Origin of the sequence: Mycolicibacterium xanthum (genome assembly GCF_019710635.1) — a bacterium.
In the GTDB taxonomy this organism is placed as follows: domain Bacteria; phylum Actinomycetota; class Actinomycetes; order Mycobacteriales; family Mycobacteriaceae; genus Mycobacterium; species Mycobacterium xanthum.
Map to the genome: position 1 here is coordinate 105,310 of NZ_JAIFZS010000027.1, position 24,056 is coordinate 129,365.

Here is a 24,056-nt window from a genome sequence, read left to right on the forward strand (position 1 = left end):
CCCGCGCTACCCGCTGTTGCGCAGCGCGGTCGCCAAACCGCTCATGGTCAGCAGGATGCCGCGCTGCACCAGCTCGTCCTCGTCGCCGGACCGGTAGCGGCGCAGCAGCTCCACCTGCAGGTGGTTGAGCGGTTCGAGGTACGGGAAGCGGTTGAACACCGACCGCGCCAGCGACGGGTTGTCGGCGAGCAGGTCCTCGTGGCCGGTGATGAGCCTGTGCATCCGGATCGTGCGTTCGTGCTCGTCGACGATCTTGTCGAACACCCGGTGCCGCAGGTCCTCGTCCTCGACCAGTTCGGCGTAACGCGCCGCCAGACCCAGATCCGACTTGGCCAGCACCTGCGCCATGTTGGACAGCACGGTGGCGAAGAACGGCCAGCGCCGGTACAGATCCTGCAGGACCTTGAGGCGCGCATCCTGGTCCGGGCCGTCGGCGATCCACTCCTCGAACGCGGTGCCGGTGCCGTACCAGCCGGGCAGCATGATCCGCGACTGGCTCCACGCCAGCACCCACGGGATCGCCCGCAGATCTGAGATCTTGGTGGTCGGCTTGCGCGAGGCCGGCCGACTGCCGATGTTCAGCGCGCCGATCTCGCTGACCGGCGTGGAGGCCTTGAAATACTCCACGAAGCCGGGCGTCTCGTGCACCAGCTCGGAATAGGCGCGCTGGGCCCGCGCCGCGAGGTCGTCGAGCACCTCGTAGGCCGGGCCTGCGGCGTCCCCGAGTCCCTCGACGTCGAGCAAGGTCGCCTCCAAGGTGGCCGCCAGCAGGGTCTCGAGGTTGCGGTGGGCGATCCTGGGCTCGGCGTATTTGGCGGCGATGATCTCGCCCTGCTCGGTCAGCCGCAGCGATCCCTGCACCGCGCCGGGCGGCTGGGCCAGGATCGCGTCGTAGCTCGGCCCGCCGCCGCGACCGACGGTCCCGCCGCGGCCGTGGAACAACCGCAGCCGGATCCCGGTCTTGCGGGACATCTCGACGAGGTCCAGCTCGGCCCGGTACAGCGCCCAGTTGGCGGCCAGGTACCCGCCGTCCTTGTTGGAGTCCGAGTACCCGAGCATGATCTCCTGGCTGTCGCCGCGGGCGGTGACCATGGCGCGATACAGCGGCAGGTCGAGCACCGCCTCCATGATCGCCGAGCCCCGCTGCAGATCGTCGATGGTCTCGAACAGCGGCACGATCCCGACCGGGGCATAGACGTGTTCGGACGAGACATCCACCAGCCCGGCCTCTTTCAGCAGGATCGCGGCCTCGAGCATGTCCGACACCGACTGGCACATCGAGATGATGTAGTGGGGCACCGCCTGCGGCCCGAACACCGTCACCGCCCGCGCGGCGGCGTGCACGATGTCGAGTTCCTTGCGCGCGAGCTCGGACAGTTCGGCGTGCGGCCCGATCAGCGGGCGACGGGTGGCCAGTTCGGCGGTGAGCACCTCGACGCGTTCGTCCTCACCGAGCGAGGCGTAGTCGGGGTGCACGCCGGCCCAGGCCAGCAGTTCGGCGACGACCTCCTCGTGCATGTCCGAGTTCTGCCGCATATCCAGCCCGGACAGGTGGAACCCGAACACCCGCACCGCTTCCCGCAACCGGGCCAGGCGGTCGTCGGCCAGCACCGCGCTGCCCTTGGAACGCAGCGATTCGTCGATGACGTCGAGGTCGGCGAGCAGCTCGGCCGGCGTGGCGTACGGCTCCATACCGAGGTCGAGCTCGTGCTCGGGCTGGTGGTCGAGGATCTGCCGCGCCGTGGCGGTCAGCCGCGCGTGCACCACCCGCAGCGCGCGCCGGTACGGTTCGTCGTCGCGGGCCCGCTCGTGGCAGGCGTCGGCCAGTGCGGCCAGCGCCGAGGTGATGTGCACCAGTCGCACCGACATGGACAGCTCCTGCTGCAGTGCGGTGAGCTCGGCGAAATAACGCGCGAACGCGGTGTAGGCGGCGCTGCCGGTGGCCAGCCGCACCACGTCGGCGGTCACGTTCGGGTTGCCGTCCCGGTCGCCGCCGATCCACGAGCCGGGCCGCAGGATCGGCTCGGGCAGCAGGTCGGCGTCCGGCCAGCGCGCCCGCAGCGCCGCCTCGACCTCGGCGTTCACCTGCGGGATCACCTCGAAGAAGGCGGCCGGGTAGTAGCGCAGGCCGGTCAGGATCTCGTCCTGGATCTTCAGCCGGGACAGCCGGATCAGCGCGGTCTGCCACAGCGTGAGGATGTGGCGGCGCAGCTCGCGCTCGATGTCGCGACCGTCCTCGGTCTCGGTCTGTCCATGCAGCCGCATCCGCATCAACTGGGTGATCTGGTGCTGGGTGTCGAACACGGTGCGCCTGCGGGTCTCGGTCGGATGCGCGGTGATCACCGGGGACACCAGCGCGCCGACCAGCGCGTCGGCGACGGTCTCGGCGTCCAGGTCGGCCTCGTCGAGCTTCAGATAGGTCGCCGCCAGGCTGCTGTCCTGGGGCGGCTTCCCCGCCGCCTCGTGGACGGCCCGGCGGCGCTCGCGATGGATGTCCTCGGCGACGTTGGCCAGCAACGCGAAGTGGGTGAACGCCCGGATGACGTGGATGGCCTGGTGCACGTCGATGCCGTCGAACAGCTTGGCCAGATCGGCGCGGTCGATCTCGGAGCGCCGCACCCGGAACGACTCGACCCTGGCGCGTTCGACGACGTCGAACACCTCGTCGCCGTTCTGCTCACGGACCGTCTCGCCGAGGATCGACCCCAGCATGCGGATGTCCTCCCGCATCGGTTCGGAGGCCTCCCGACCCACCTGGGTGCGGAAGACGGAACCGATCGGTGCCAACGCTACATCGGGAGATTCAGCCATCCCTCAAGTATTGAGGCCAAGCCGAAGGGTCGCATGACGAGCACTCCGTGGCCGGGCTCACGCCATCGCGATGATCAGCAACACCCAGGCGATTGCCAGCACGATGCCCGCCGCGGCACCGGCGATCACCGGACCGACTCCGTTGTAGCGCTGCGGCGGCGGCCCCAGCGACCCGCGGCTGAACGTCCACAGCGGCACCTTGTACTCCAGCTCGACCAGCTGGCCGGGGTGCACGAACACGGTGAACTCGGCCGGGCCGACCCGGCGCGGGATGGCGTAGGGCACGAACACCTGCACGTGGTACTGCCCGGGCCAGGTCGGATAGATCACCCGTCCCCATCGCGGCACCCCCATGGGGTAGCCGTTCAGCAGCACCTTCGGTTTGACCAGGGTTTGACCAGCGCGAACGCCCACGACAGCGGGAAGTACCCGGTCGTGATCGCGATACCCTGCCCGGGCGGCTGCTGCGGGTTCAGCCGTACTTGATCTGTAGGGCCATACCGATGATCGCGACGACCCAGATGCCGGTCACGAACAGGGTGAGCCGGTCCAGGTTCTTCTCCACCACCGTGGACCCGGACAGGCTGGACTGCACGCCGCCACCGAACAGGCTGGACAGACCGCCGCCCTTGGCGCGATGCAGCAGGACCAGGAGCACGACCAGCACACTGGTCACGACCAGGATGATCTGCAGGGCCAATTCCATGGCGGTCAGCCTACACGGAGGTGATTTCGGCGTGAAAATCGGCGTCAGCGCCGACAATCACGCCGAAATCGCTCAGGGCAGCGGGCCGCCCGCGGCGATGGCCGACAGCGTGGCGAACTGCTCACCGTCCAGCGAGGCGCCGCCCACCAGCGCGCCGTCCACGTCGGCCTGCCCGACGATCTCGCCCACGTTCTTGGCGTTGACGGACCCGCCGTAGAGCACCCGCACGCCGGCGGCCAGCTCCGGTGACGCCAGCGCCCCCAACTCCTTGCGGATCGCGCCGCACACCTCCTGCGCGTCGGCGGCGCTGGCCACCCGGCCGGTGCCGATCGCCCAGACCGGCTCGTAGGCGATCACGGACTGGCCGATCCGCTCGGTGGACAGCCCGGCCAGCGAGCCGCGCAACTGCTCGACGTTGTACTCCACGTGGTTGCCGGCCTCGCGGACATCGAGGTGCTCGCCGATGCAGATGATCGGGGTCAGACCGTGCTTGAACGCGGCCAGCGCCTTGGCGGCGACCAGCGCGTCGTCCTCACCGTGGTAGGTGCGCCGCTCGGAGTGCCCGACGACGACGTAGGAGCAGCCCAGCTTGGCCAGGAACGCACCGCTGATCTCGCCGGTGTAGGCCCCCGAGTCGTGCTGGGACAGATCCTGCGCGCCGTACGTCAGCCGCAGCTTGTCGCCGTCGACCAGGGTCTGCACGCTGCGCAGATCGGTGAACGGCGGAATCACGGTCACGTCGACCTTGTCGAAATACTTGTCCGGCAACGAGAACGCGATCTTCTGCACCAGGGCGATGGCCTCGAAGTGGTTGAGGTTCATCTTCCAGTTGCCCGCGATCAGCGGTTTACGGGACACGCGTGCTCCTTAATGTGCGATCGGTTGCGATCCGGATCAGTCGAGAACGGCGATGCCCGGAAGGGTCTTGCCCTCCAGGTATTCCAGCGACGCTCCGCCGCCGGTGGATATATGACTGAAACCGTCCTCGGGCAGGCCGAGTTGGCGCACCGCGGCCGCCGAATCGCCGCCACCGACGACGCTGAACGCGCCCTTCTCGGTGGCGCCGATGATGGCCTCGGCCACCCCCTTGGTGCCCGCGGAGAACGCCGGGAACTCGAACACCCCCATCGGGCCGTTCCAGAAGATGGTCTTGGCGTTGGACAGCAGCGCGGTGAATCGCTTCACCGACTCCGGGCCGATGTCGAGGCCCATCTTCGAATCGGGGATACGCTCGGCGGCCACGGTCTCGGGCGGTGAGTCGGCGGCGAACTTCTCCGCGACCACGATGTCCACCGGCAGGTGGATCACGTCGCCGTATTTTTCGAGCAGGTGCCTACACGTATCCAACATCTCCTCCTGCAGCAGCGAGGTGCCCACCGAAAGCCCTTGCGCAGCAAGGAAGGTGAAGCACATGCCGCCGCCGATGATCAGGCTGTCCGCCTTGGTCGCCAGGTTCTCGATGACGGCCAGCTTGTCCGACACCTTGGAACCGCCGAGCACCACCGCATAGGGCCGTTCAGAGGACTCGGTGAGCTGGGCGAGCACCTTGACCTCGGCACCGACCAGCGTGCCCGCATAGTGCGGCAGCAATTTGGCTACATCGTAGACCGAGGCCTGTTTGCGGTGTACGACCCCGAACCCGTCGGACACGAAGGCCGCATCCTCACCCACCAGCTCGACGAGCGCCTTGGCCAGCGCCGTGCGCTCGGTCTCGTCCTTGCTGGTCTCGCGTGGATCGAAGCGGATGTTCTCCACCAGCAGGATGTCGCCGTCGGTCAGTCCTTCGGCACGCGCCAGCGCGTCGGTGCCGACGACGTCGCCGGCCAGCTGCACGTGCCGGCCGAGCCGCTCGCCGAGGTCCTTGGCTACCGGGGCCAGCGAGAACTTCGGGTCCGGCTCGCCCTTCGGCCGGCCCAGGTGCGCCGTCACCACGATCTTGGCTCCGGCATCCGAGAGCGCCTTGAGCGTCGGAAGCGACGCGATGATGCGGCCCGGATCGGTGATGTGGCGGACCCCGTCCTCTCCCGAGTCCAATGGGACGTTGAAGTCGGAGCGCACCAGCACGCCCCGACCCGCAACGCCTTCGGCCAGCAAGTCGTCGAGTGACTTGACGCTCATCGTGCTAGAGGGACTTGCCGACCAGGGCGACCAGGTCGACGAGGCGGTTGGAGTAGCCCCACTCGTTGTCGTACCACGACACCGTCTTGGCCTGCTTGTCGATCACCTTCGTCAGCCCGGCGTCGAAGATCGAGCTGTGCGGATCGGTGACGATGTCGCTGGACACGATCGGTGCGTCGTAGTACTTCAGGATGCCCTTCATCGGCCCCTCGGCGGCGGCCTTCATCGCGGCGTTGATCTCGGCCGCGGTGGCCGTCTTCTCCAGTTCCACGGTCAGGTCGGTGCACGAACCGGTGGGGATCGGCACCCGCAGCGCGTAGCCGTCCAGCTTGCCCTTCAACTCCGGCAGCACCAGCCCGATGGCCTTGGCCGCGCCGGTGGAGGTCGGCACGATGTTCAGCGCGGCCGCGCGGGCGCGACGCAGATCCTTGTGCGGGCCGTCCTGCAGGTTCTGGTCCTGGGTGTAGGCGTGCACGGTGGTCATCAGGCCCTGGATGATGCCGAACTCGTCGTGCAGCACCTTGGCGAACGGGCCGAGGCAGTTCGTGGTGCAGGACGCGTTGGAGATGATGTTCTGGCTGCCGTCGTACTTGTCGTCGTTGACGCCCATCACGATGGTGATGTCTTCGTCGGTGGCCGGAGCGGAGATGATGACCTTCTTGGCCCCTGCGTCGAGGTGGCCCTTGGCCTTGGCCGCGTTGGTGAAGATGCCGGTCGACTCGACGACGACGTCGACGCCCAGGTCGCCCCACGGCAGCGCCGCCGGGCCCTCCTTGACCTCGAGCGCCTTGATCTTGGTGTCGCCGATGACGATGGTGTCCTCGCCCTCGAGGCTGATCTCTGCGGGGAACCGGCCCAGGATGGAGTCGAACTTGAGCAGATGCGCCAGGCTGGCGTTGTCGGTGAGGTCGTTGACGGCCACGATCTCGATGTCGGTGGCCTTGCCTTCGGCCTGCTGGACCGCCAGGGCCCGGTATAAGTTGCGGCCGATGCGGCCGAATCCGTTGACGCCAACCCGGATGGTCACTTGTCTCTCCTCGTGGTTCGAACTTCTCGGGACAACTCGGCAACCAGCCTAGTGCGTTCGGTGCTCGGCGCGCGCGGCAGTCCAGACCGTCTCACAGCGTGGCCAGGCTCTGGTCGGTGTAAGGGTTGCCGAGCCATCGGCGGCGCAGCCGCTGCAGCGTGCCGTCGGACTCCAGCGCGCTCAGCGCATCGCCGATACGGCCGAGAAGGTGGCCATCGTGCGCGGCGACGGCGATCGCGACCGGATCGGTAGACAGACCCTTCTGTACCACGTCGACGCCGGTGAGCGGCTTGGTCGATTCGGTGAGCGCCGGTCCCTGCCCGAACACGGCGTCGCACCCGCCCGACGTCAGCGCCGACAGCGCCGCGCCGATGCCGCCGTCGAAGGTCTCGACCGCGCCCACCCGGCCCGCGGCAGCCAACCGTTGGGCGAGCGGCCGGCCGGCACCGGTGGCGCACACCCCGACCGTAAGGCCGGCCAGGTCGTCGACGGAGCGCACGTGCGGGTGCCGTGCGGTGTCGACGGCCAGTGCCTGCCCGGTGATCAGGTACGCGGGCGTGAACGCGACCACCCGCTGCCGCTCCACGGTGACGGTGATCCCGGCTGCGCAGTCGCAGGCCCCGGCGCACAGCCCGTCGATAACACCGCCGGCATCCGCGCCGGCATATCGGATGAACTCGGCGGATTCCCCCAGCCGCTCGGCGACGGCGGTCATCAGCTCGACGTCCAGGCCGGTATCGCCCGGCATTCCGTTGAACGGCGGGTCCGGGTATGCGATCCCGACACGCAAGGTGCCCACCCGAGAACGGTACCCAGCACCCGGTTGGCTGGCGATACTCGACCCATGACCGTCCGGGTTATCCCGGCCGTCGCCGCATCCGCGAGCCTGCTCGGCACGATGGTCGGCGGTCTCGCCACCTTGCGCACGTCGAAAGTGGCGCACGAGCGCCGGAGCGCCGCCGACGAGGAACTACGTTCGACCTGTTGCGGGACGCGACGAGACGGTTCGTCGCCGCGACGACCGAGATCTCGGTGTCGGACCACGAGTTCGATCCCGTCGACCAGAAGGCGATCGACGCACTGCTCGACCTGTAGGGGTTAAGCGTCCTCGAGCAGGTCCGGTGTCACAGCGGACTCGGTGTCGGGGATGCCGTCCTGCTTGGCCTTGCGGTCGGCCATCGACAGCAGCCGCCGGATCCGGCCCGCCACAGCGTCTTTGGTCATCGGCGGGTCGGCGAGCCGGCCAAGTTCCTCCAGCGAGGCCTGCCGGTGCGCGACGCGGAGGTGACCCGCGGCGGCCAGGTGATCGGGCACCGAATCGCCCAGGATCTCCAGCGCCCGTTCCACCCGCGCGGCGGCGGCGACGGCGGCGCGCGCCGACCGGCGCAGGTTCGCGTCGTCGAAGTTCGCCAGGCGGTTCGCGGTGGCGCGCACCTCGCGGCGCATCCGCCGCTCCTCCCACGTCAGCCTGGTGTCCTGGGCGCCCATCCGGGTCAGCAGGGCGCCGATCGCCTCACCGTCGCGGACCACGACGCGGTCGCTGCCGCGCACCTCGCGGGCCTTGGCACTGACGCCCAGCCGTCTGGCCGCGCCGACGAGCGCCAGCGCGGCCTCGGGCCCCGGGCAACTGACCTCCAGGGACGACGAGCGCCCGGGTTCGGTCAGCGAACCGTGCGCCAAAAACGCTCCGCGCCAGGCCGCCTCGGCGTCGGCCACGCTGCCACCGACGACCTGGGCGGGCAATCCCCGCACCGGCCGGCCGCGCAGATCGAGCAATCCGGTCTGACGGGCCAGCGCCTCACCGTCCTTGGCGACGCGCACCACGTAGCGGGTGCTCTTGCGGATGCCGCTGGCCGACAGCACATGCACCACGGCGTTGTACCCGTACAGGTCGTAGATGTCCTTGCGCAGCCGGCGCGCGATGATGCCCAGGTCCACCTCGGCCTCGACGACGACCCGGCCGGACACGATGTGCAACCCGCCGGCGAAGCGCAGCAGCGCGGCCACTTCGGCGCGGCGCGCGCTCACCGAGTTGACCACCAACCGGCTCAGTTCGTCCTTGACCTCGGCCGTCATCGCCACGGGTGGTCACCTCTCGGTCCGTTGACTGTCGGTGTGGGCACGGTGGGCGATATCGCCTCGGCCGTTCCGCCGGAAGGCGTGCCCTGTCCGAGAACGCCCTCCAACGCCGCGGCCAGCTTCGCGGGGTCATGTAAAGGTGTACCAGGTCGGGAAACGTCAGCAAATTCAACGCGGGCATCGAGGATGCCGGCCGTGCGGCGCAACTGGTCCCGCTCACGTTCGCTGGGCACCCGGCTCGAATCGACGATGATGTTGTGCATGGTGAAACCGGGTGCGTGCTGCGCCAGCACGTGGATGTGCCGCTCGACCGAGACGCCCGCGGTCTCCCCCGGTTCGGCGACCAGGTTGAGCACCAGCGCCCGGCGTGCGGCGGTAGCCTGCAACGCGGCCGCCAGGTCGGGAACCAGCACGTGCGGGATCACGCTGGTGAACCACGAGCCCGGACCGAGCACCACGAGGTCGGCGTTCATGATCGCGTCGATGGCCTGCCTGGTGGCCGGCGGATCGCTGGGCAGCAACCGGACTCTGCGCACCTTGCCCACCGTGGTGGCGATCGCCACCTGGCCGCGGATCGCCCGGCTCACCCTGGGATCGGACTCCAGCCCCGAGACGTCGGCCTCGATGCCGAGCCCGACCGGGCACATCGGCAGCACCCTCCCCTTGACCCCCAGGATGCGGCCGAGTTCGTCGAGCGCGGCGACCGGATCGGCGAGCACCTCGTTGAGGCCGGCCAGGATCAGGTTGCCGATCGGATGGCCGGCCAGCGCGCCACTGCCGCCGAACCGGTGCTGGATGATGGTGGCCCACAGTCGACCGTGCGGGCTGTCGGAAGCCAAGGCCGCCAACGCCATTCGCAGATCACCGGGAGGCACCACGTCCAGTTCGCTGCGCAGCCGACCGGACGAGCCACCGTCGTCGGCGACGGTCACGACCGCGGTGACGTGTGAGGTGATCCGGCGCGCCGCGGACAGCGTCGCATAGAGCCCGTGTCCACCACCGAGCGCAACGATGCGCGGACTCACCTGTCCTCCTCGCGTGCGGAGAAACTCATTCGCGACCCAGATCCCGGTGCAGCACCCGCACCGTCAGCGCCGCATCCTGCAACCGCTCGGCCAGGGCCTCGGCCATCGCCACGCTGCGGTGCTTGCCGCCCGTGCAGCCGATGGCCACGGTCATATAGCGCTTTCCCTCCCGGCGGTACCCGTCGATCACCACGTCCAACAGCTGATGGTAGGAGTCGAGGAACTCGACCGCGCCGGGTTGACCGAGGACGTAGTCGCGCACCGCCGGATGTTGGCCGGTGTGCGGGCGCAGTTCGTCCACCCAGTGCGGGTTGGGCAGGAAACGCACGTCCATCACCGTGTCGGCGTCCATCGGCAGCCCGTACTTGTAGCCGAACGATTCGACGGTGACGTTGGTGCTGGCCACCGTCTCGCCGGCGAACGCGCGCTCGATGCTCTCCCGCAGCGCGGGCACCGACAGTGCAGACGTGTCGATGACGAGATCGGCGCCGGCGCGCACCGGGGCCAGCATGGCCCGTTCGGCGGCGATCCCCTCCGCCAGCGTCTGGTTGCCCTGCAACGGGTGGCTGCGCCGGTTCTGCTCGTAACGCCGCACCAGGATGTCGTCGGAAGCCTCCAGGAACAGCACCCGCGGGGTGATGTTGCGGGTGGCCAGCTCGGTGCGCACCCAGTCCAGGTCGCCGGTGAATCCGCGGGACCGGACATCCATCACCACCGCCAACTGGGTGATGCGAGAACCCGCGGCCAGGCCCAGCTCGACCATACTGGCGATGAGCTCCGGCGGAAGGTTGTCGGCCACGTACCAACCGAGGTCCTCGAGCACCTTGGCTGCGGTCCCGCGGCCGGCACCGGACAGGCCGGTGACGAGCACGACGTCGATTCCACTGCCACCGCCTGCAGAATCGAGATCGCCCTCGCCGCCGGCTCCCCCGCGCAGTTCCTCGTGCATGCCCTGTTCTGTCATCCCGACACTCTGCTCCGATCATCGCTGATCGCCTCCGTGAGCGCTTCCGATTCGGCCTGCGATTCCGCCGTGCCGACGGTGCCCAACGCGTCCAGCACCGCACGCGCGGTCGCCTCGCCGATTCCCGGAACCGCCTTGATCTCCTCGATGCCGGCCTCCCTGAGCCGGGCCAGCGAGCCGAAGTGGGTCACCAGGGCCTTGCGGCGGTGTTCGCCGAGCCCCCGCACCGAGTCCAGCGCCGAGGCGGTCATCCGCTTGGACCGCTTGCTACGGTGGTAGCCGATCGCGAAGCGGTGCGCCTCGTCACGCACCCGCTGTAGCAGGTACAGCCCGTCGTTGTTGCGCGGCAGGATGATCGGTTCCGGTGCCGAGCCGTGGTAGCCCGGCACCCACACCTCTTCGAGCCGCTTGGCCAGCCCGATCACCGCGACATCGGTGATCCCGAGTTCCTCGAGCACCGCCGCGGCGGCGTTCACCTGCGGCGCACCCCCGTCGACGACGAAGAGGTTGGGTGGGTACGCGAAGCGGGCCGGACGAGCGCTCGCGCGAGGACCTTGTTCCGGACGCGCGCTCGCGCGAGGACCAGGTTCCGGCTGCTCGGCGGGCGGCACGGCGGAATCCTGACCGTCCCGCAGGTGACGGTGGAACCGGCGGCGGGTCACTTCCGCGATCGAGGCGACGTCGTCCGAGCGCCCGTCACCGGCGGCCTCCCGGATGGAGTAGTGCCGGTAGTCCGACTTCTTGGGCAGCCCGTCCTCGAACACCACCAGCGAACCGACCACGTCGGTGCCCTGCACGTGGCTGATGTCCACGCACTCGATCCGCAGCGGGGCGTCCTCCAGCCCCAGCGCATCCTGAATGCTCTGCAGGGCGGCGCTTCTGGCGGTGAAGTCGCCGGCCCGCCGCAGCTTGTGCTGGGCCAGCGCGTCCTGCGCGTTGCGCTTCACCGTCTCGGCCAGGGCCCGTTTGTCACCGCGCTGGGGCACCCGAAGCGTCACCCGCGACCCGCGCAACTGCGACAGCCAGGTCTCCAACTCTCCGGCGTTCTCCGGCAGGACCGGGACGAGGACCTGGCGCGGAACCGGGTTGGTCGCCTCGTCGGCCGCTCCCCCGAGTTCGGCCTGGTCGCCGTAGAACTGGGTGAGGAACTGCTCGACGAGGTACTCCAGCGTGGATTCGCCCGGCTCACCGGACTTCTCGATCACCCAGCCGCGCTGACCCCTGACCCGTCCGCCGCGCACGTGGAACACCTGCACGGCTGCCTCCAGCTCGTCCTCGGCGAAGGCGACCACATCGGCGTCGGTGCCGTCGCCGAACACCACGGCCTGCTTCTCCAACGCCCGCCGCATCGCCGAGATGTCGTCGCGCAGCCGGGCGGCCCGCTCGAAGTCGAGCCCGGCGGCCGCCTCGTTCATCCGCTGTTCCATGTCACGCACCAGCCGGTCGGTTCGGCCGGCGAGGAAGTCACAGAAATCTCCGACGATGCGCCGGTGCTGCTCGGCGCTCACCCGGCCGACGCACGGGGCCGCACACTTGTCGATGTAGCCGAGCAGGCACGGCCGGTCAATCTGCTTGTGTCTCTTGAATACTCCCGACGAACAGGTACGGGCCGGGAACACCCTGGTGAGCAGGTCCAGCGTTTCGCGGATGGCCCAGGCATGCGAATACGGACCGAAATACCGCACGCCCTTGCGGCGCGGCCCGCGGTAGACCATCAATCGCGGGTACTCCTCGTTGAGGGTCACCGCGAGCACCGGATAGGACTTGTCGTCGCGATAGCGGATGTTGAACCGCGGGTCGAACTCCTTGATCCAGTTGTACTCCAGCTGCAGTGCCTCGACCTCGGTGGTGACCACCGTCCACTCCACCGCGGCGGCGGTCATCACCATCTGCCGGGTACGTGGTGCCAGGCCGGCCAGGTCGGCGAAGTAGGAGTTCAGCCTGCTGCGCAGGCTCTTGGCCTTGCCGACATAGATCACCCGGCCGTGCGGGTCGCGGAAGCGGTACACACCCGGCTCGACGGGAATCGACCCGGGGGCGGGTCGGTACGTCGCTGGATCGGGCACGGGTCCCAGGTTACTGCCCGCCGCCGACGGGCCCGACCGACGACCGTCGAGTCGGCTCAGCGCGCGGCGGCGTCGCGCAGGTGGCGCTGCACGACGGCCCGGACCCGGTCCATCGAGTCGACCGCGCGGCCCTTGTCCACCGCCTGGATCGCCATCACCGGCACGTACTCGTCGTCGGGCAGGTCGATCCTGGCCCACCGCGCGCCGGTCGGGAACGACACCCCCACCACCTGGTCCCATGGAATCAACCGGTATCCGAGCAGGTTTCGAACCGCGACCCCGGCAGGCCCGGCGCGCAGCCGCGGCCGGGCGAACAGGCAGACGACACCGGCGATCACGGCACCGAGCAACGCGATGGCGACCTGGTCGGCGGTGCGGAAGTACACCCCGGTCGAGGAGATCTTCAGCAGCGCCCCCACCACCACGTGCGCGACCAGGATCAGCGCCGCGGCCCCGTAGGCGAAGTAGGGCGTCAGGTGCGGCCGGACCTCGACGTCCCAGCGGGAATCGGTCATGAACCCGACCGCAGCCGACGCAGGGTCAGCGCCGTCGACAGCGCCGCGGCCGCCGCCTGGGCGCCCTTGTCCTCGCCGGAGTCGGGCAGCCCGGCGCGGTCGAGTGCCTGGTGTTCGGTGTTGGTGGTGAGCACACCGTTGGCCACCGGCGTCGAGGCGTCCAGCGACACCCGTGTGAGCCCCTGCGTGACGGCATCGCACACGTAGTCGAAATGCGGTGTCTCGCCGCGGATCACCACCCCCAGCGCCACCACCGCATCATGGGTTTCGGCCAACGCCTGCGCGACGACCGGGATCTCGATGGCGCCGAGCACCCGCACGACGGTGGGTTCGGGCACCCCGGACTCGACCGCGACCCGGCAGGCTCCGTCGAGCAATGCGTCGCAGATGGTCTCGTGCCAGGTGCTGGCCACGATCCCCAGCTTCACCCCCGACGCGTTGATGGCGGGCAGGTCGGGCGCGCCGGCCGCCGGACTCATACCGCGCCGCCGAACTCTCCGGGCAGCGCTTCGTCGTAGTCCTCGAGGCCGGCCAGGTCGTGGCCCATCCGGTCGCGCTTGGTCATCAGGTAGCGGATGTTCTCCGCATTGGCGCGCACCGGCAGCGGCACCCGTTCGATGATGTGCAGGCCGTAGCCGTCCAGGCCGACCCGCTTGGCCGGGTTGTTGGTCAGCAGCCGCATCGAGCGCACCCCGAGGTCGCCCAGGATCTGCGCGCCGATGCCGTAGTCACGGGCGTCGGCGGGCAGCCCGAGCTTGAGGTTGGCGTCGACGGTGTCGTCACCGGCATCCTGGAGCTGATAGGCCTGCAACTTGTGCATCAGGCCGATGCCCCGGCCCTCGTGGCCGCGCATGTACAGCACCACGCCGCGGCCCTCGCGGGCCACCATCGCCAGCGCCGCGTCCAGCTGCGGGCCGCAGTCGCACCGGCGCGAGCCGAACACATCGCCGGTCAGACACTCCGAGTGCACCCGGACCAGGACGTCGTGGCCGTCGCCGTGCGGGCCGGCGATATCGCCCTTGACCAGCGCCACGTGTTCGACGTCCTCGTAGATGCTCGAGTAGCCGACCGCGCGGAACTCGCCGTGCCGGGTGGGGATGCGCGCCTCGGCGACCCGCTCGATGTGCTTTTCGTGCTTGCGCCGCCATTCGATGAGGTCCGCGATCGAGATCAGCGCCAGGCCGTGTTCGTCGGCGAAGATCCGCAGCTCATCGGTCTGGGCCATGGCGCCTTCGTCCTTCTGGCTGACGATCTCGCAGATCGCGCCCGCGGGCTGCAGGCCGGCCAGCCGGGCCAGGTCGACGGCGGCCTCGGTGTGGCCGGGCCGGCGCAGCACCCCGCCGTCCTTGGCCCGCAGCGGCACCACGTGCCCGGGCTTGGTGAAGTCGTCGGCGACCGCCATGGGATCGGCGAGCAGCCGCATCGTGGTCGCCCGGTCCGACGCCGAGATGCCGGTACCGACACCTTTCCTGGCGTCCACGGTGACGGTGTAGGCGGTGCCGTGTTTGTCCTGGTTGACCGCGTACATGGGCAACAGATGAAGGCGGTCGCAGATCTCGCCGTCCAGCGGCACGCACAGGTAGCCGGAGGTGTACCGGACCATGAACGCCACCAACTCGGGTGTGGCCTTCTCCGCGGCGAAGATGAGGTCGCCCTCGTTCTCCCGGTCCTCGTCGTCGATGACGACCACGGCCTTGCCTGCGGCGATGTCGGCCACCGCCCGCTCGACCGAATCCAGCCTCGTCATCCTCACCACCTTGCCGGTCCCCGCGCCGGGACCACGTGTCGACGCCTTTAAGTATGAACCACGCGCAAGAGCCGGTTATTGCCGCCGGTGCAGGGCAGACCGAGGGGGCTCTCGATACAGCCTCCGCTAGGCCGACTGGCGGTTGTCGCTGGTTCGTCCGGAAACTCCGAACCGACGCACATGACGGTGAACGACGCGGGTTGGGTTGCTCGGCGATTCTCCGGGCGAGACGAAGTGTTCCGCCGCATTCCGACCCCGCATCTTGCAATATCGACGGATGAGGTTCCATTCGAGCACGACCGACTCGACTGCGGCATCGACGAGCCGCCCGTCACCTGGCGCCGCCCCCTGCCCGGGGATCCGAACGGAGGATCGATGATGTCCACCCAATCCGGCACCAAGACGCTGTATCCGCCGGAAGGATTCGGCGCGCCGAAGAATCGGCACGGCCACGCGGACAAGGCCGACGTCGGTCTGCCCGTCGGAACCGAGGTGTTCTCCGCCGACAATCACATCACGATCGCGTACGACATCTTCTACGAGAGGTTCCCCGACAGTCTCAAAGAGGAGGCTCCGCGGATCTGGTACGACGACGGGGCGTACCACATCGGCGTCAAAGGGAAGTCCTTCCTGTGGGACACCTTCAGCGCGGTGGTGATGCAGTACGACGACCTGCCCGGCGCGGCGAGCAACAACATGGAGGCCCGGATCCAGGAGCTCCGCGAGGATGGGATCGACAAGGAACTGGCGTTTCCGAACGCCATTCTGGCGCTGTTCCACTATCCCGACAGGGAGGTGCGCGAACTCGCCTTCCGGGTCTACAACGAATACGTCGCCGAGCTGCAGGAGCAGTCCAACGGCCACTTCTACGGTGTCGGGCTGATCAACTGGTGGGATCCGCAAGGAGCCCGACGGACGCTGTCCGAGCTGAAATCACTGGGCCTCAAGACATTCCTGATGCCGTTGAACCCCGGCGTGGACACCGACGGCAACCCGATCGACTATGCGAGCACGGCCATGATCCCGGTCTGGGACGAGATCGAGGACGCCGGCCTCCCCCTCACCCACCACATCGGAGAGACGCCGCCGAAGATCCCATCGGAGTTCAACAGCATCGTCGTCAGCATGATGACCAACATCGATGGATTCCGAGAGGTTTTCTCCAAGTACATCTTCGGCGGCATCCTCGATCGAAACCCCGGGTTGCGGATCGGTTGGTTCGAGGGCGGGATCGCGTGGGTGCCCTGGGCCCTTCAAGACGCCGAACACCTGGTGGCGTCTTACCAGCACATGTACACCTACCAGCTCCAGCACGACATCCAGTACTACTGGGACACGCACATGAGCGCATCCTTCATGGTCGACCCGCTGGGGCTGCAGTCCATCGACCGGATCGGCGCCGACAAGGTCTTCTGGTCTTCGGATTATCCGCACAACGAAAGCACGTTCGGCTACTCGGAGAAGTCACTGGCGGCGCTCGTCGACGCTGTCGGCCCACAGGTGGCCGCCCGCATGTGCAGCGACAACATCAAAAATTTCCTGGGTATCTCCGACTGAAACACCCACGAGAGTCCCGAGCATGTCGTTCGGCACGGGGTCGGTCTTCAGGCGAGACCGACGGCGCGTTGCGGGACCGCAGGCACCACGACCAGGCCGGGCCGGCGTCTTCGAGGCCATTTCTGCGGTCAGAGCCGTTTTCTCCGCCATCAGCCGTTCAACATTTTTGACGGTTAGCGGTGAGGCCAACCGTGTAGGTCATCGAGGTAGCGAAGGTTGCCGGCCAACCGTATGGGTATCCGAACACATGTGGCAGCTAGCGCGCCGACCACACCTGCTGGAACTTGCCGCTTGTCGGGTCGATGGCGGGCGGTTCGGTCGCGTGTTCCACGGCGATACGTGCGGTCCCCTGAGCGGCGAAGAACGCCCCCAGCCGCCCGTCGACCGCACGCCACACGTGGGCGGAGTCGGCGTCGGATGACATCTCCAGTCGCACCGTCAGGGTCCGCGGGCCGGTGCGGATGGCCTGGCACCGATGCACACCGGGGGTGTCCTCGATCACCGCTACCAGCGCCAGCGGCAACACCGTGACCGCCGTCCCGTCCGGTGCGTCGAACGACAGGGGGTCGCTGGTACGGCCTTCGACCGTGATCGCCGGCAGCCGATTGCCGCACCTGCACGGCGCGTCGGCCACTTTCACCCGGTCGCCCAGGTCATAGCGGATCAGCGGCTGCACCCGGTTGGCGAGGTCGGTGACCAAGACAGTATGGGAGACAACGCCCGCCGCGACCGGCCGGTAGTTCTCATCAACCGGCTCGAACAGATACCAGTCGCTATTGACATGGAACAATCCGTGCCGGCATTCCATCGCCAAGGCGGGGAATTCAGCTGAAATGTAATGGTTCTCGATCGGGCAGCCGAACGTCGACTCGATGTCGGCGCGAAGCGCGGCCGTCAGCTGCTCGCCTCCGGTGATCGCCAGCAGGGGCCGGATCATCAGCCGGCCGGCCCGTTGTTCGCCGGCCAACAGGGCCAACGCACTGGGGTATGCGTCAAGGACCGTGGGCTGAAACTCGTTCATCTCCCGCACCAGATCCGGCAACGGCCGCAGCACCGAGAACACGCGCACACGGTTGGCCAGAAAGCTGCTGCGGCGGCGGACAGACGTCAACGCAGCGGAGGCTCCGACGTGCCCACCGGTGACGAACAGGGCCGCCACCCGCAGCCCGCGTCGCAACACCCCGCACAGAAGGTTCCATCGAGCGATGAACCGCCACTCGCCGCGGCGGCCCACGAACACGAACAACGCCGACGACGCATCATCATGAATCAGGATGGCCGGCTCCCCGCTCGTTCCCGACGTCGTCCCGACGTGGTAGCGGCCCAGGTAGCGGGCTCCCAGCAGCGAGCGATCGGACAGGAAGTCCCGCCGCAGCGAAGCAATGGTGATGTCGGGGTCGGTCACCCAGTCGTCGAAGTGCACCATCAGGTCAGGCTTGGACACGACCGGTAAGGACGCCAGATCCACCGGCCCGGCCGGGACGTTTCGGTACAAGTTCCGGTAGTACGGTGACGCTGTCCGGGCATGCCGGAAGAGTGCCTGTAGCCGCTTCTGTTGGCGGCGGGAGATCGCCGCATCGTCACCGCGCCGGAAACGCCAGGCCTCCCAGGCGATCAGAGCCACGCGAACCGTTGCGCGAAGTGGCCTTGCTTGTTGTCGTGGGGATGTCAGTCGCATGTGCTGTCCGGCTTGCCCGACCTCACTATGCTCGCCGGTGATGTCGAGTCGCAGGAACGAACGCACGTTGTAGAGGCGGAGCGATCGCCGTGACCGCGCCGAAATCAGCGGTGCCGCCTCTGCGAACGGAACGAGTGTTGGCGACGTGGCGTCATAGCGCTTGCCCATGTGTTCGACAGTGCATCCGCCCGACGCCGTCACGTTGGCGCACCAGTCAGTTGGGCCGTAGGGCCGTGGGATGTAGAAGCGGCTACCGGCCCGCTCGACGACGACCGGGGTCGCGTAGGACCGTCCCGAGGTTCGGCCTTGGTGGTGGATCACAGACGCGTACCGGTGGGCAGACCCGGCCGGTTTCATCATCACCGGGTTGAGCACGGCTCGGTTGAAGCGCCGGATGGCGTTGATCGCCGGGCGTATCTGTAGGCGGAAGACGACGATCAAGACCGCCTCGAGCGCCATCAGCATCAGCACAACACGGACCAGAACCCGTATTGCATGGGGTGCGGTTGTTGCGTGCTTCTTCATCGCATACTCCATCAAACCGCGGATAGGCCTCAGACCGTAGTGCTCACCTCGGTTGCCTGTTGAACATTGGAGTGGGCGATGAGGCCCCGCGCAGCACCTGTTCGTGGGCCGCCGGCACCGCCCGCATCGCCTCGGCATCGGCTTCCCACCGGCGGGTCGACCTCCACATCGGTGAACAGGAACGTCACCACCCCCGACGGCGTCACCGCAGGACCAGCGGACACCCCCGCAGAATGCCACACCGGACCCACTCTGACCTGGCATATCGCCGGTAACCGTGTAGGTCATATGGTCATCGCAATTACGGGTCGGGGGCGACCATAGTCGGCGACTGGGAAATCGACCTGCACGGCACGGCCGGATACCACGCCTCGCCGTCGCACTCCTCCGCGCCGCCGACAAGCTCGACCAGCTCGGCTGACCCCGGGTGGTGCCGATCGGCACCTCGTGCGCAACAATCTCGCAGAGTTACAGCAGCTTTGTCCGCCTTCCGTCACGGCTCGGGCATGGCCGTGCGCGTGGGACTGGACGGCCGACCGCTTGCTTTCCTGGCCGATAGCAAAACCTTCCCCCTCGGAAGACAACCGTGGCTTCTGGGCGATTACTGAAGCACCCCTCGACGAAGGAGCATTTTCCTCACCAGACCACGAGAGGAATCCACGATGATTGAGGTGACCCGCCCCAAACTGAACCGCTTCACGTACGCAGCGATGCTGCTCGGCGCCATGGCCGTTGCCGGGACCCCGCTCGCTTATCCAACCATTGCGACCGCCGCACCCAACAACAGCGGGACGTGGGACATAGAACGATACGACGAATGCATGAAAGGCGGGCCGATCGACTCTCGGGAGGACCAGTACAGGCACGAGCGCTTTTGCTGCGGCCAGTCTGGCGGAGTGTGGGACGGAGCCGATTGTGTTGCCCCGCCAGCCAGCCCGCAGGGCTCACGGCAGCTTGCGGGCAACTTTCACATCCCATCCGACATCGCCACCGCACCCACAGTGACCAAAGATCCGCCGCAGCCGATTCAGGTTCCATCCGACTATGCAAACGCGCCGATGGTGAGCCAAGCCCCTGGATGATGGGTCGCGCCCGCGCCGTAGCTGGCGATGGTCTGCGGTGACTTCTCTCGGCCTGCAGGGCGAGTTTCCGCGACCGCGACAGCAAGGTCGGACGGGCTTAGCGGCATGAACAGAAATGTTGTTTGACGTATGCATTGTGCTACCCCGAGTTGGGCGTGTTAGGGCGCGTCATCGCTGGTAGAACCGTCTTCATGTGAGAGCAGCCGTTCAACGTATTTGGCGATTAGCTGTGAGGCCAACCGTAAAGGTCATCGAGGTAGAGCACGTTGCTGGCCAACCGTATAGGTGTTGTTATGTTTGACCCCGCCAACACGGCTACGGCCCTGAATCGCCGACTCCGGTGAGATCGACACCCTCGAAACGTGTTCGTGGCTCTGCGGTCTCTCACGGCCGAGGGAGAACATCACGGAGTCGAGGCAGAGGCCACCCGACAAGAACACCCCCGGTCGATGGCCGGGGGTGCCTCGTTTGGCTTATCTTTCCCGCTAACCGGTGAGTTCGATGTTGTCCTGCCCAATCCTCACCGTGACGGACAGTTCACCACCCAGTGCCGCAACATAGGACTGAAGCGTGCCGAGTTCCGTATGTGACAGGTCGCCGCGCTCAAGCTTGGATACCCGAGCCTGAGACACGCCCATCCGTTCGGCGATGTCACTCTGCCGAGTCATGCCCAACGCCTTTCGGACTTCAGCGAGGCGATGCGCACGCACCACTTCTTCAGCCTCCTTGCGAGCGTTCTCCGCACGCTGCGGATCAAGCCGTCCCGAGGCAATTGCTTCAGCGCGAACCTCACGCCAATTCCTAGCCATGTCACTCACCTCCTGTTTCCGTTTTCAGCCAGTTCTCGTATCGCCGCTCTGCTATGGGGATGTTGTCCGGATACCACTGCTTCCAATTCCCAGCCTTGTCCCCGCTAACCAGGAGGACAGCTCGTCGTTGTGGGTCGAATATGAACAGCACCCGGATGCTCGTGCCAGCGGGACGCAATTCCTTCATATGGTGGTACTTCGACCCCTTCACCCGGTCCACAATCGGACGCCCCGCCATGGGGCCGTTCGCTTCCAGGTAGTCGATAGCACCGCTCACGGCCTCAGCACTCTCCTGGTCGAGGGACATGAACCACTCGTCCACCTCCTCAACCAGGATGACTTCCCACACCACATTAGTATAACGCTGACGTTTTACACAACAGGTCAGGGCCCGATTCTTTGCCGGCGACGACTATCGAGTACGTGTCTTGACGACTGGTTTGACTCCCCAGGCGGCCGAATGCTGCTCGTCCACTCAGCTTGGCCCGGTGGCGGACCTATGACGGCGACGAGTTCGCCGACGAACCCTGAGTAGCCCCGCCAAGGGAATGTCAGCCAGGGTGTGTGAGGCTGGAGCGGGCCTGGTCGATCTGGTCGTAAGCGTAGGTCACGATGGCGGCGGTGGTCATCGTCTCGCCCTTGCGGGCGAGCGATTCGTAAGTTCGGTCGCCGAGAACCTCACGCAGGTGGGCGATCGTGGTGCTGATCTCGGGGACCCAGGCGGCGGTGAGGCGATCGAACGCGAAACCGGCCGCGATGGCCGCTGATTCGTGGCATTCGATTCGGTCGAGAAACCCAGCGAGGATAGCCAGCGGCACACGGATCGAGGTGGTGTCGCCTGAGTCGCGGTAGTTGCGGATCGACAACGAGAAGTAATCGAGTGCGGCCAACGGGTCGCCGTGGTCGGCTTCGAGGCGGCACAGGCTGCCTGCCACATGCGACTCGTTGGCACGGTTGCCGCTGTCCTGGGCGATCACCAAGCCCCGCCGCATGTCCTCCAGCGCGCGGACAGGATCGCTGTCGCGGTAGGCGAAGCCGCGGGCGAGCAGTGCATAGGACAGCGCGTGCGGGTTCCGGGTCTCTTCGGCGGCGTCGATCAGGCCGGTCACAGCCGCCTGCGCCTCGTCAAAGTTACCAGCGATCGCCAAGGACAGAACGAGGGATGCCCAAGTGAGGGTGTGGGTGTCGCGACCACGTGCGAGCTGGGTGCGGCACCATTCGGCCGCCCGTTCGGGCTGGCCGATGAACACGAACGCAGCCCCAAGCTTTTCCTCGAGGCCGAACGGCACCTCGCCGCGGCCAGCACTGACCACCGTCTGACCGGCACTGCTGTAGCGGAGAGCGGCTTCGGGTCGTCCGGCCAGGCAGCACTGCGACGCCGTCACATACAGGTATGCGAGCCGGGGGTGGTCGACTGTGCGGGCGGGCTCGATCAGTTCTTCGGCCCAGGCGATGGGCTCGTACCTTTCGACCCACAGTCCGAGGAACGCCGCGTAGGTGGCGATGGTGACGGCCACGTCGAGATCGCGCTGATCGGCGGCCCAGCGAAACGCGGTGCGTAGATTGGCCAGCTCGATCGTGAACCAGTCGTAGGCCGCACGCTGTCGGGGGCTGTCCCACACGGCTATTACATCGGCTTCGCGCCCGGCGAAGTAGCGGGCATGCGCATTTCGCGCTTCCGCCGCCTCACCACTGGCCATGAGTTGTTCTTCCGCGAACTGGCGGATGGCCTCCAACATGGAGTAGCGGGTCCGCCCCGAAGACCGGTCAGCGACGAGAAGCGACTTACGCAAAGGCATCCGGCAGGTCCAGCACGACGAAGTCGTCGGATTCATCGAAACCGGCTACCGCACAGTCGCTTTCGAGGTCGAATCCGCCGGCGAATACTGAGCACCGGGTCAATAGCGACTTTTCGGAGTCCTTGAGCAGGTCGTATGACCACCCCACCGCTTGGCGCAGCGTGTGATGGTGGTGCAGGCCGCGCCGGGAGCCCACCAGCAGCCGAAACCGCTGATCCAGCCGATCCCTGACCTCACCGGCCGTCATCGACGCCATCCGCGAGGCCGCCAACTCGATGGCCAGCGGGATCCCGTCCAGGCGTCGGCAGACCTCCACGACCGCTACGGCTTCGTCGGGCGTGGACGCCGAGAAGTGTTGCGCCACGCTACGAGCACGCTCAGTGAACAGCGCCACCGCGGCAGACTCGGTTCCCGCCGCCACGTCCAGCGAGGGCACAGTCCACACTTGCTCGTCGGCGATGCCCAGTCCTTCCCGGCTGGTGGCCACAATCTTGACGGTCGCCGAGGCCGCCAGGATGGCCTCGACCAGATCGGCGGCAGCTTCGACGACGTGTTCGCAGTTGTCGAACATCAAGAGCCGCACCCGGCCCTCCAGCGCCGCCGCAACTGACTCGCTGACGCTCTTGCCCGGTTGTTGGGTGATACCCAGCACCGCAGCCACCGCATCAGACACCGCCGCCGGATCGCCGACGCTGGCGAGTTCGAAAACCCACACCCCGTCCGGGAACTCATCCACTACCTGGGCGGCGACTTCCAGCGCCAGGCGTGTCTTGCCGACCCCACCCACCCCCGTCAGGGTCACCAACTGATGCTCGCGCAGCGTCGCTTTCACCTCGGCGACTTCGGACTCGCGCCCGACAAGGCTGGTTTTCTGAGGCCGCAAGTTCCCCGGTGTCACATCCAACGCCCGCAGCGGCGGAAAGTCGGTGCGTAACCCCGGCGCTTGAACCTGGAACACCCCGACCGGAGTGGACAAGTCCCGCAACCGCCGCGGCCCCAAGTCCCGCAGATCAACCCCGCTGATCAACCCCGCTGATCAGCCCCGCCGTCGACTCGGCCACCAGAACCTGACCGCCGTGCCCGGCGGCCATCACCCGTGCCGCCCGATTGAGCACCGCACCGAAATAGTCATCGCCGCGTAGTTCGGCTTCGCCGGTCGCGATGCCCATCCGCACCGGCAACTCCAGACTGTGCTGCGCAGTGATCGCCGCATCGACGGCACCCTGCGGCGAGGTGAACGCGGCACACATCCCGTCGCCGGTGTGCTTGAACACCCAACCGCCGTGCGCCTCAACGGCCTGGCGCAGCACTTCGTCGTGGGCGGCCAGCGCCGCCCGCATCTCCTCAGCGTCGGCTTCCCACCGACGGGTCGACCCCTCCACATCGGTGAACAAAAACGTCACCACCCCGACGGCGGTGCCGCAGGATCAGCGGACACCCCCGCAGAATGCCACACCCGACCCAGTCTGAACGGGCGTATCGCCGGTAACCGTATAGGTCATCAGGTCATCGCAACTACGGCGCATCTGCGCTGCTAGAGCCGTACTT

General features: G+C 67.4%; 22 protein-coding genes. 2 read left to right on the plus strand and 20 right to left on the minus strand.

From position 1 onward, the window contains the following. Nucleotides 1-6 precede the first annotated feature (6 nt). The 14 genes from ppc to JDV09_RS12695 form a co-directional block, all read right to left on the minus strand. Entirely contained in the window at nucleotides 7-2,811 is a 2,805-nt protein-coding gene (ppc, locus tag JDV09_RS12635; RefSeq protein WP_221369472.1) for a phosphoenolpyruvate carboxylase, read from the minus strand. A 57-nt stretch (nucleotides 2,812-2,868) separates the two neighbouring features. Continuing rightward, nucleotides 2,869-3,225, minus strand: coding sequence for a hypothetical protein (locus tag JDV09_RS12640; protein ID WP_308124105.1), 357 nt, complete (start codon nucleotides 3,223-3,225; stop codon nucleotides 2,869-2,871). Nucleotides 3,226-3,283: 58 nt separating this feature from the next. After that, nucleotides 3,284-3,517 carry a preprotein translocase subunit SecG gene (gene secG, locus JDV09_RS12645; RefSeq protein ID WP_221369473.1) on the minus strand — a complete coding sequence of 78 codons (234 nt, stop codon included), beginning with the start codon at nucleotides 3,515-3,517 and terminating at the stop codon, nucleotides 3,284-3,286. Between the two features lie 72 nt (nucleotides 3,518-3,589). Next, on the minus strand, nucleotides 3,590-4,375 hold the full coding sequence (gene tpiA / locus JDV09_RS26790; protein WP_308124106.1) for a triose-phosphate isomerase: 786 nt from the start codon (nucleotides 4,373-4,375) through the stop codon (nucleotides 3,590-3,592). Nucleotides 4,376-4,411: 36 nt separating this feature from the next. Further along, complete coding sequence (locus tag JDV09_RS26795) at nucleotides 4,412-5,635, minus strand: phosphoglycerate kinase (RefSeq protein WP_255605247.1); 1,224 nt, start codon at nucleotides 5,633-5,635, stop codon at nucleotides 4,412-4,414. Nucleotides 5,636-5,639: 4 nt separating this feature from the next. Then, complete coding sequence (gene gap / locus JDV09_RS12655; RefSeq protein WP_221369474.1) at nucleotides 5,640-6,662, minus strand: type I glyceraldehyde-3-phosphate dehydrogenase; 1,023 nt, start codon at nucleotides 6,660-6,662, stop codon at nucleotides 5,640-5,642. A 91-nt stretch (nucleotides 6,663-6,753) separates the two neighbouring features. Then, the gene (locus tag JDV09_RS12660; RefSeq protein ID WP_221369475.1) at nucleotides 6,754-7,461 is read right to left on the minus strand and encodes an ABC transporter substrate-binding protein; all 708 of its coding nucleotides are present in this window, start codon (nucleotides 7,459-7,461) and stop codon (nucleotides 6,754-6,756) included. A 299-nt stretch (nucleotides 7,462-7,760) separates the two neighbouring features. Beyond that, complete coding sequence (gene whiA, locus JDV09_RS12665) at nucleotides 7,761-8,738, minus strand: DNA-binding protein WhiA (RefSeq protein ID WP_221369498.1); 978 nt, start codon at nucleotides 8,736-8,738, stop codon at nucleotides 7,761-7,763. Beyond that, nucleotides 8,735-9,766 carry a uridine diphosphate-N-acetylglucosamine-binding protein YvcK gene (gene yvcK / locus JDV09_RS12670; protein WP_221369476.1) on the minus strand — a complete coding sequence of 344 codons (1,032 nt, stop codon included), beginning with the start codon at nucleotides 9,764-9,766 and terminating at the stop codon, nucleotides 8,735-8,737. Before yvcK ends, whiA begins: the two co-directional genes overlap by 4 nt. A 25-nt stretch (nucleotides 9,767-9,791) precedes the next feature. Then, nucleotides 9,792-10,715 (minus strand): RNase adapter RapZ, encoded by a 924-nt coding sequence (gene rapZ / locus JDV09_RS12675; protein WP_372452907.1) that lies wholly within the window; start codon nucleotides 10,713-10,715, stop codon nucleotides 9,792-9,794. A gap of 11 nt (nucleotides 10,716-10,726) precedes the next feature. Next, nucleotides 10,727-12,796 carry an excinuclease ABC subunit UvrC gene (gene uvrC / locus JDV09_RS12680; protein WP_221369477.1) on the minus strand — a complete coding sequence of 690 codons (2,070 nt, stop codon included), beginning with the start codon at nucleotides 12,794-12,796 and terminating at the stop codon, nucleotides 10,727-10,729. A 56-nt stretch (nucleotides 12,797-12,852) separates the two neighbouring features. After that, nucleotides 12,853-13,311 (minus strand): PH domain-containing protein, encoded by a 459-nt coding sequence (locus tag JDV09_RS12685; RefSeq protein WP_221369478.1) that lies wholly within the window; start codon nucleotides 13,309-13,311, stop codon nucleotides 12,853-12,855. Further along, nucleotides 13,308-13,790: a 6,7-dimethyl-8-ribityllumazine synthase gene (ribH, locus tag JDV09_RS12690; RefSeq protein WP_221369479.1), complete on the minus strand. Its 483-nt coding sequence runs from the start codon at nucleotides 13,788-13,790 to the stop codon at nucleotides 13,308-13,310. The genes JDV09_RS12685 and ribH overlap by 4 nt, the downstream gene beginning before the upstream one ends. Continuing rightward, complete coding sequence (locus JDV09_RS12695; protein ID WP_221369480.1) at nucleotides 13,787-15,058, minus strand: bifunctional 3,4-dihydroxy-2-butanone-4-phosphate synthase/GTP cyclohydrolase II; 1,272 nt, start codon at nucleotides 15,056-15,058, stop codon at nucleotides 13,787-13,789. The genes ribH and JDV09_RS12695 overlap by 4 nt, the downstream gene beginning before the upstream one ends. 378 nt (nucleotides 15,059-15,436) lie before the next feature. Between JDV09_RS12695 and JDV09_RS12700 the strand changes: the two genes are divergently transcribed. Continuing rightward, on the plus strand, nucleotides 15,437-16,615 hold the full coding sequence (locus JDV09_RS12700) for an amidohydrolase family protein (RefSeq protein ID WP_221369481.1): 1,179 nt from the start codon (nucleotides 15,437-15,439) through the stop codon (nucleotides 16,613-16,615). 256 nt (nucleotides 16,616-16,871) lie between these two features. On the opposite strand, the gene JDV09_RS12705 is transcribed toward JDV09_RS12700, so the two are convergent. Next, complete coding sequence (locus tag JDV09_RS12705; protein WP_255605249.1) at nucleotides 16,872-18,818, minus strand: hypothetical protein; 1,947 nt, start codon at nucleotides 18,816-18,818, stop codon at nucleotides 16,872-16,874. Between the two features lie 662 nt (nucleotides 18,819-19,480). Here JDV09_RS12705 and JDV09_RS12715 point away from each other — a divergent pair. Continuing rightward, complete coding sequence (locus JDV09_RS12715) at nucleotides 19,481-19,900, plus strand: hypothetical protein (protein WP_221369482.1); 420 nt, start codon at nucleotides 19,481-19,483, stop codon at nucleotides 19,898-19,900. 485 nt (nucleotides 19,901-20,385) lie between these two features. On the opposite strand, the gene JDV09_RS12720 is transcribed toward JDV09_RS12715, so the two are convergent. The 5 genes from JDV09_RS12720 to JDV09_RS27290 form a co-directional block, all read right to left on the minus strand. Then, nucleotides 20,386-20,709 carry a type II toxin-antitoxin system RelB family anti-toxin gene (locus JDV09_RS12720; protein WP_221369483.1) on the minus strand — a complete coding sequence of 108 codons (324 nt, stop codon included), beginning with the start codon at nucleotides 20,707-20,709 and terminating at the stop codon, nucleotides 20,386-20,388. Nucleotide 20,710: 1 nt separating this feature from the next. Next, entirely contained in the window at nucleotides 20,711-21,016 is a 306-nt protein-coding gene (locus tag JDV09_RS12725) for a type II toxin-antitoxin system RelE/ParE family toxin (RefSeq protein WP_221369501.1), read from the minus strand. A 244-nt stretch (nucleotides 21,017-21,260) separates the two neighbouring features. After that, entirely contained in the window at nucleotides 21,261-22,448 is a 1,188-nt protein-coding gene (locus tag JDV09_RS27280; RefSeq protein WP_308124107.1) for a hypothetical protein, read from the minus strand. 46 nt (nucleotides 22,449-22,494) lie between these two features. Next, the gene (locus JDV09_RS27285; protein WP_308124108.1) at nucleotides 22,495-23,340 is read right to left on the minus strand and encodes an ATP-binding protein; all 846 of its coding nucleotides are present in this window, start codon (nucleotides 23,338-23,340) and stop codon (nucleotides 22,495-22,497) included. A gap of 178 nt (nucleotides 23,341-23,518) precedes the next feature. Next, nucleotides 23,519-23,911: an adenylate/guanylate cyclase domain-containing protein gene (locus JDV09_RS27290; protein ID WP_308124109.1), complete on the minus strand. Its 393-nt coding sequence runs from the start codon at nucleotides 23,909-23,911 to the stop codon at nucleotides 23,519-23,521. Between the last annotated feature and the right edge of the window lie 145 nt (nucleotides 23,912-24,056).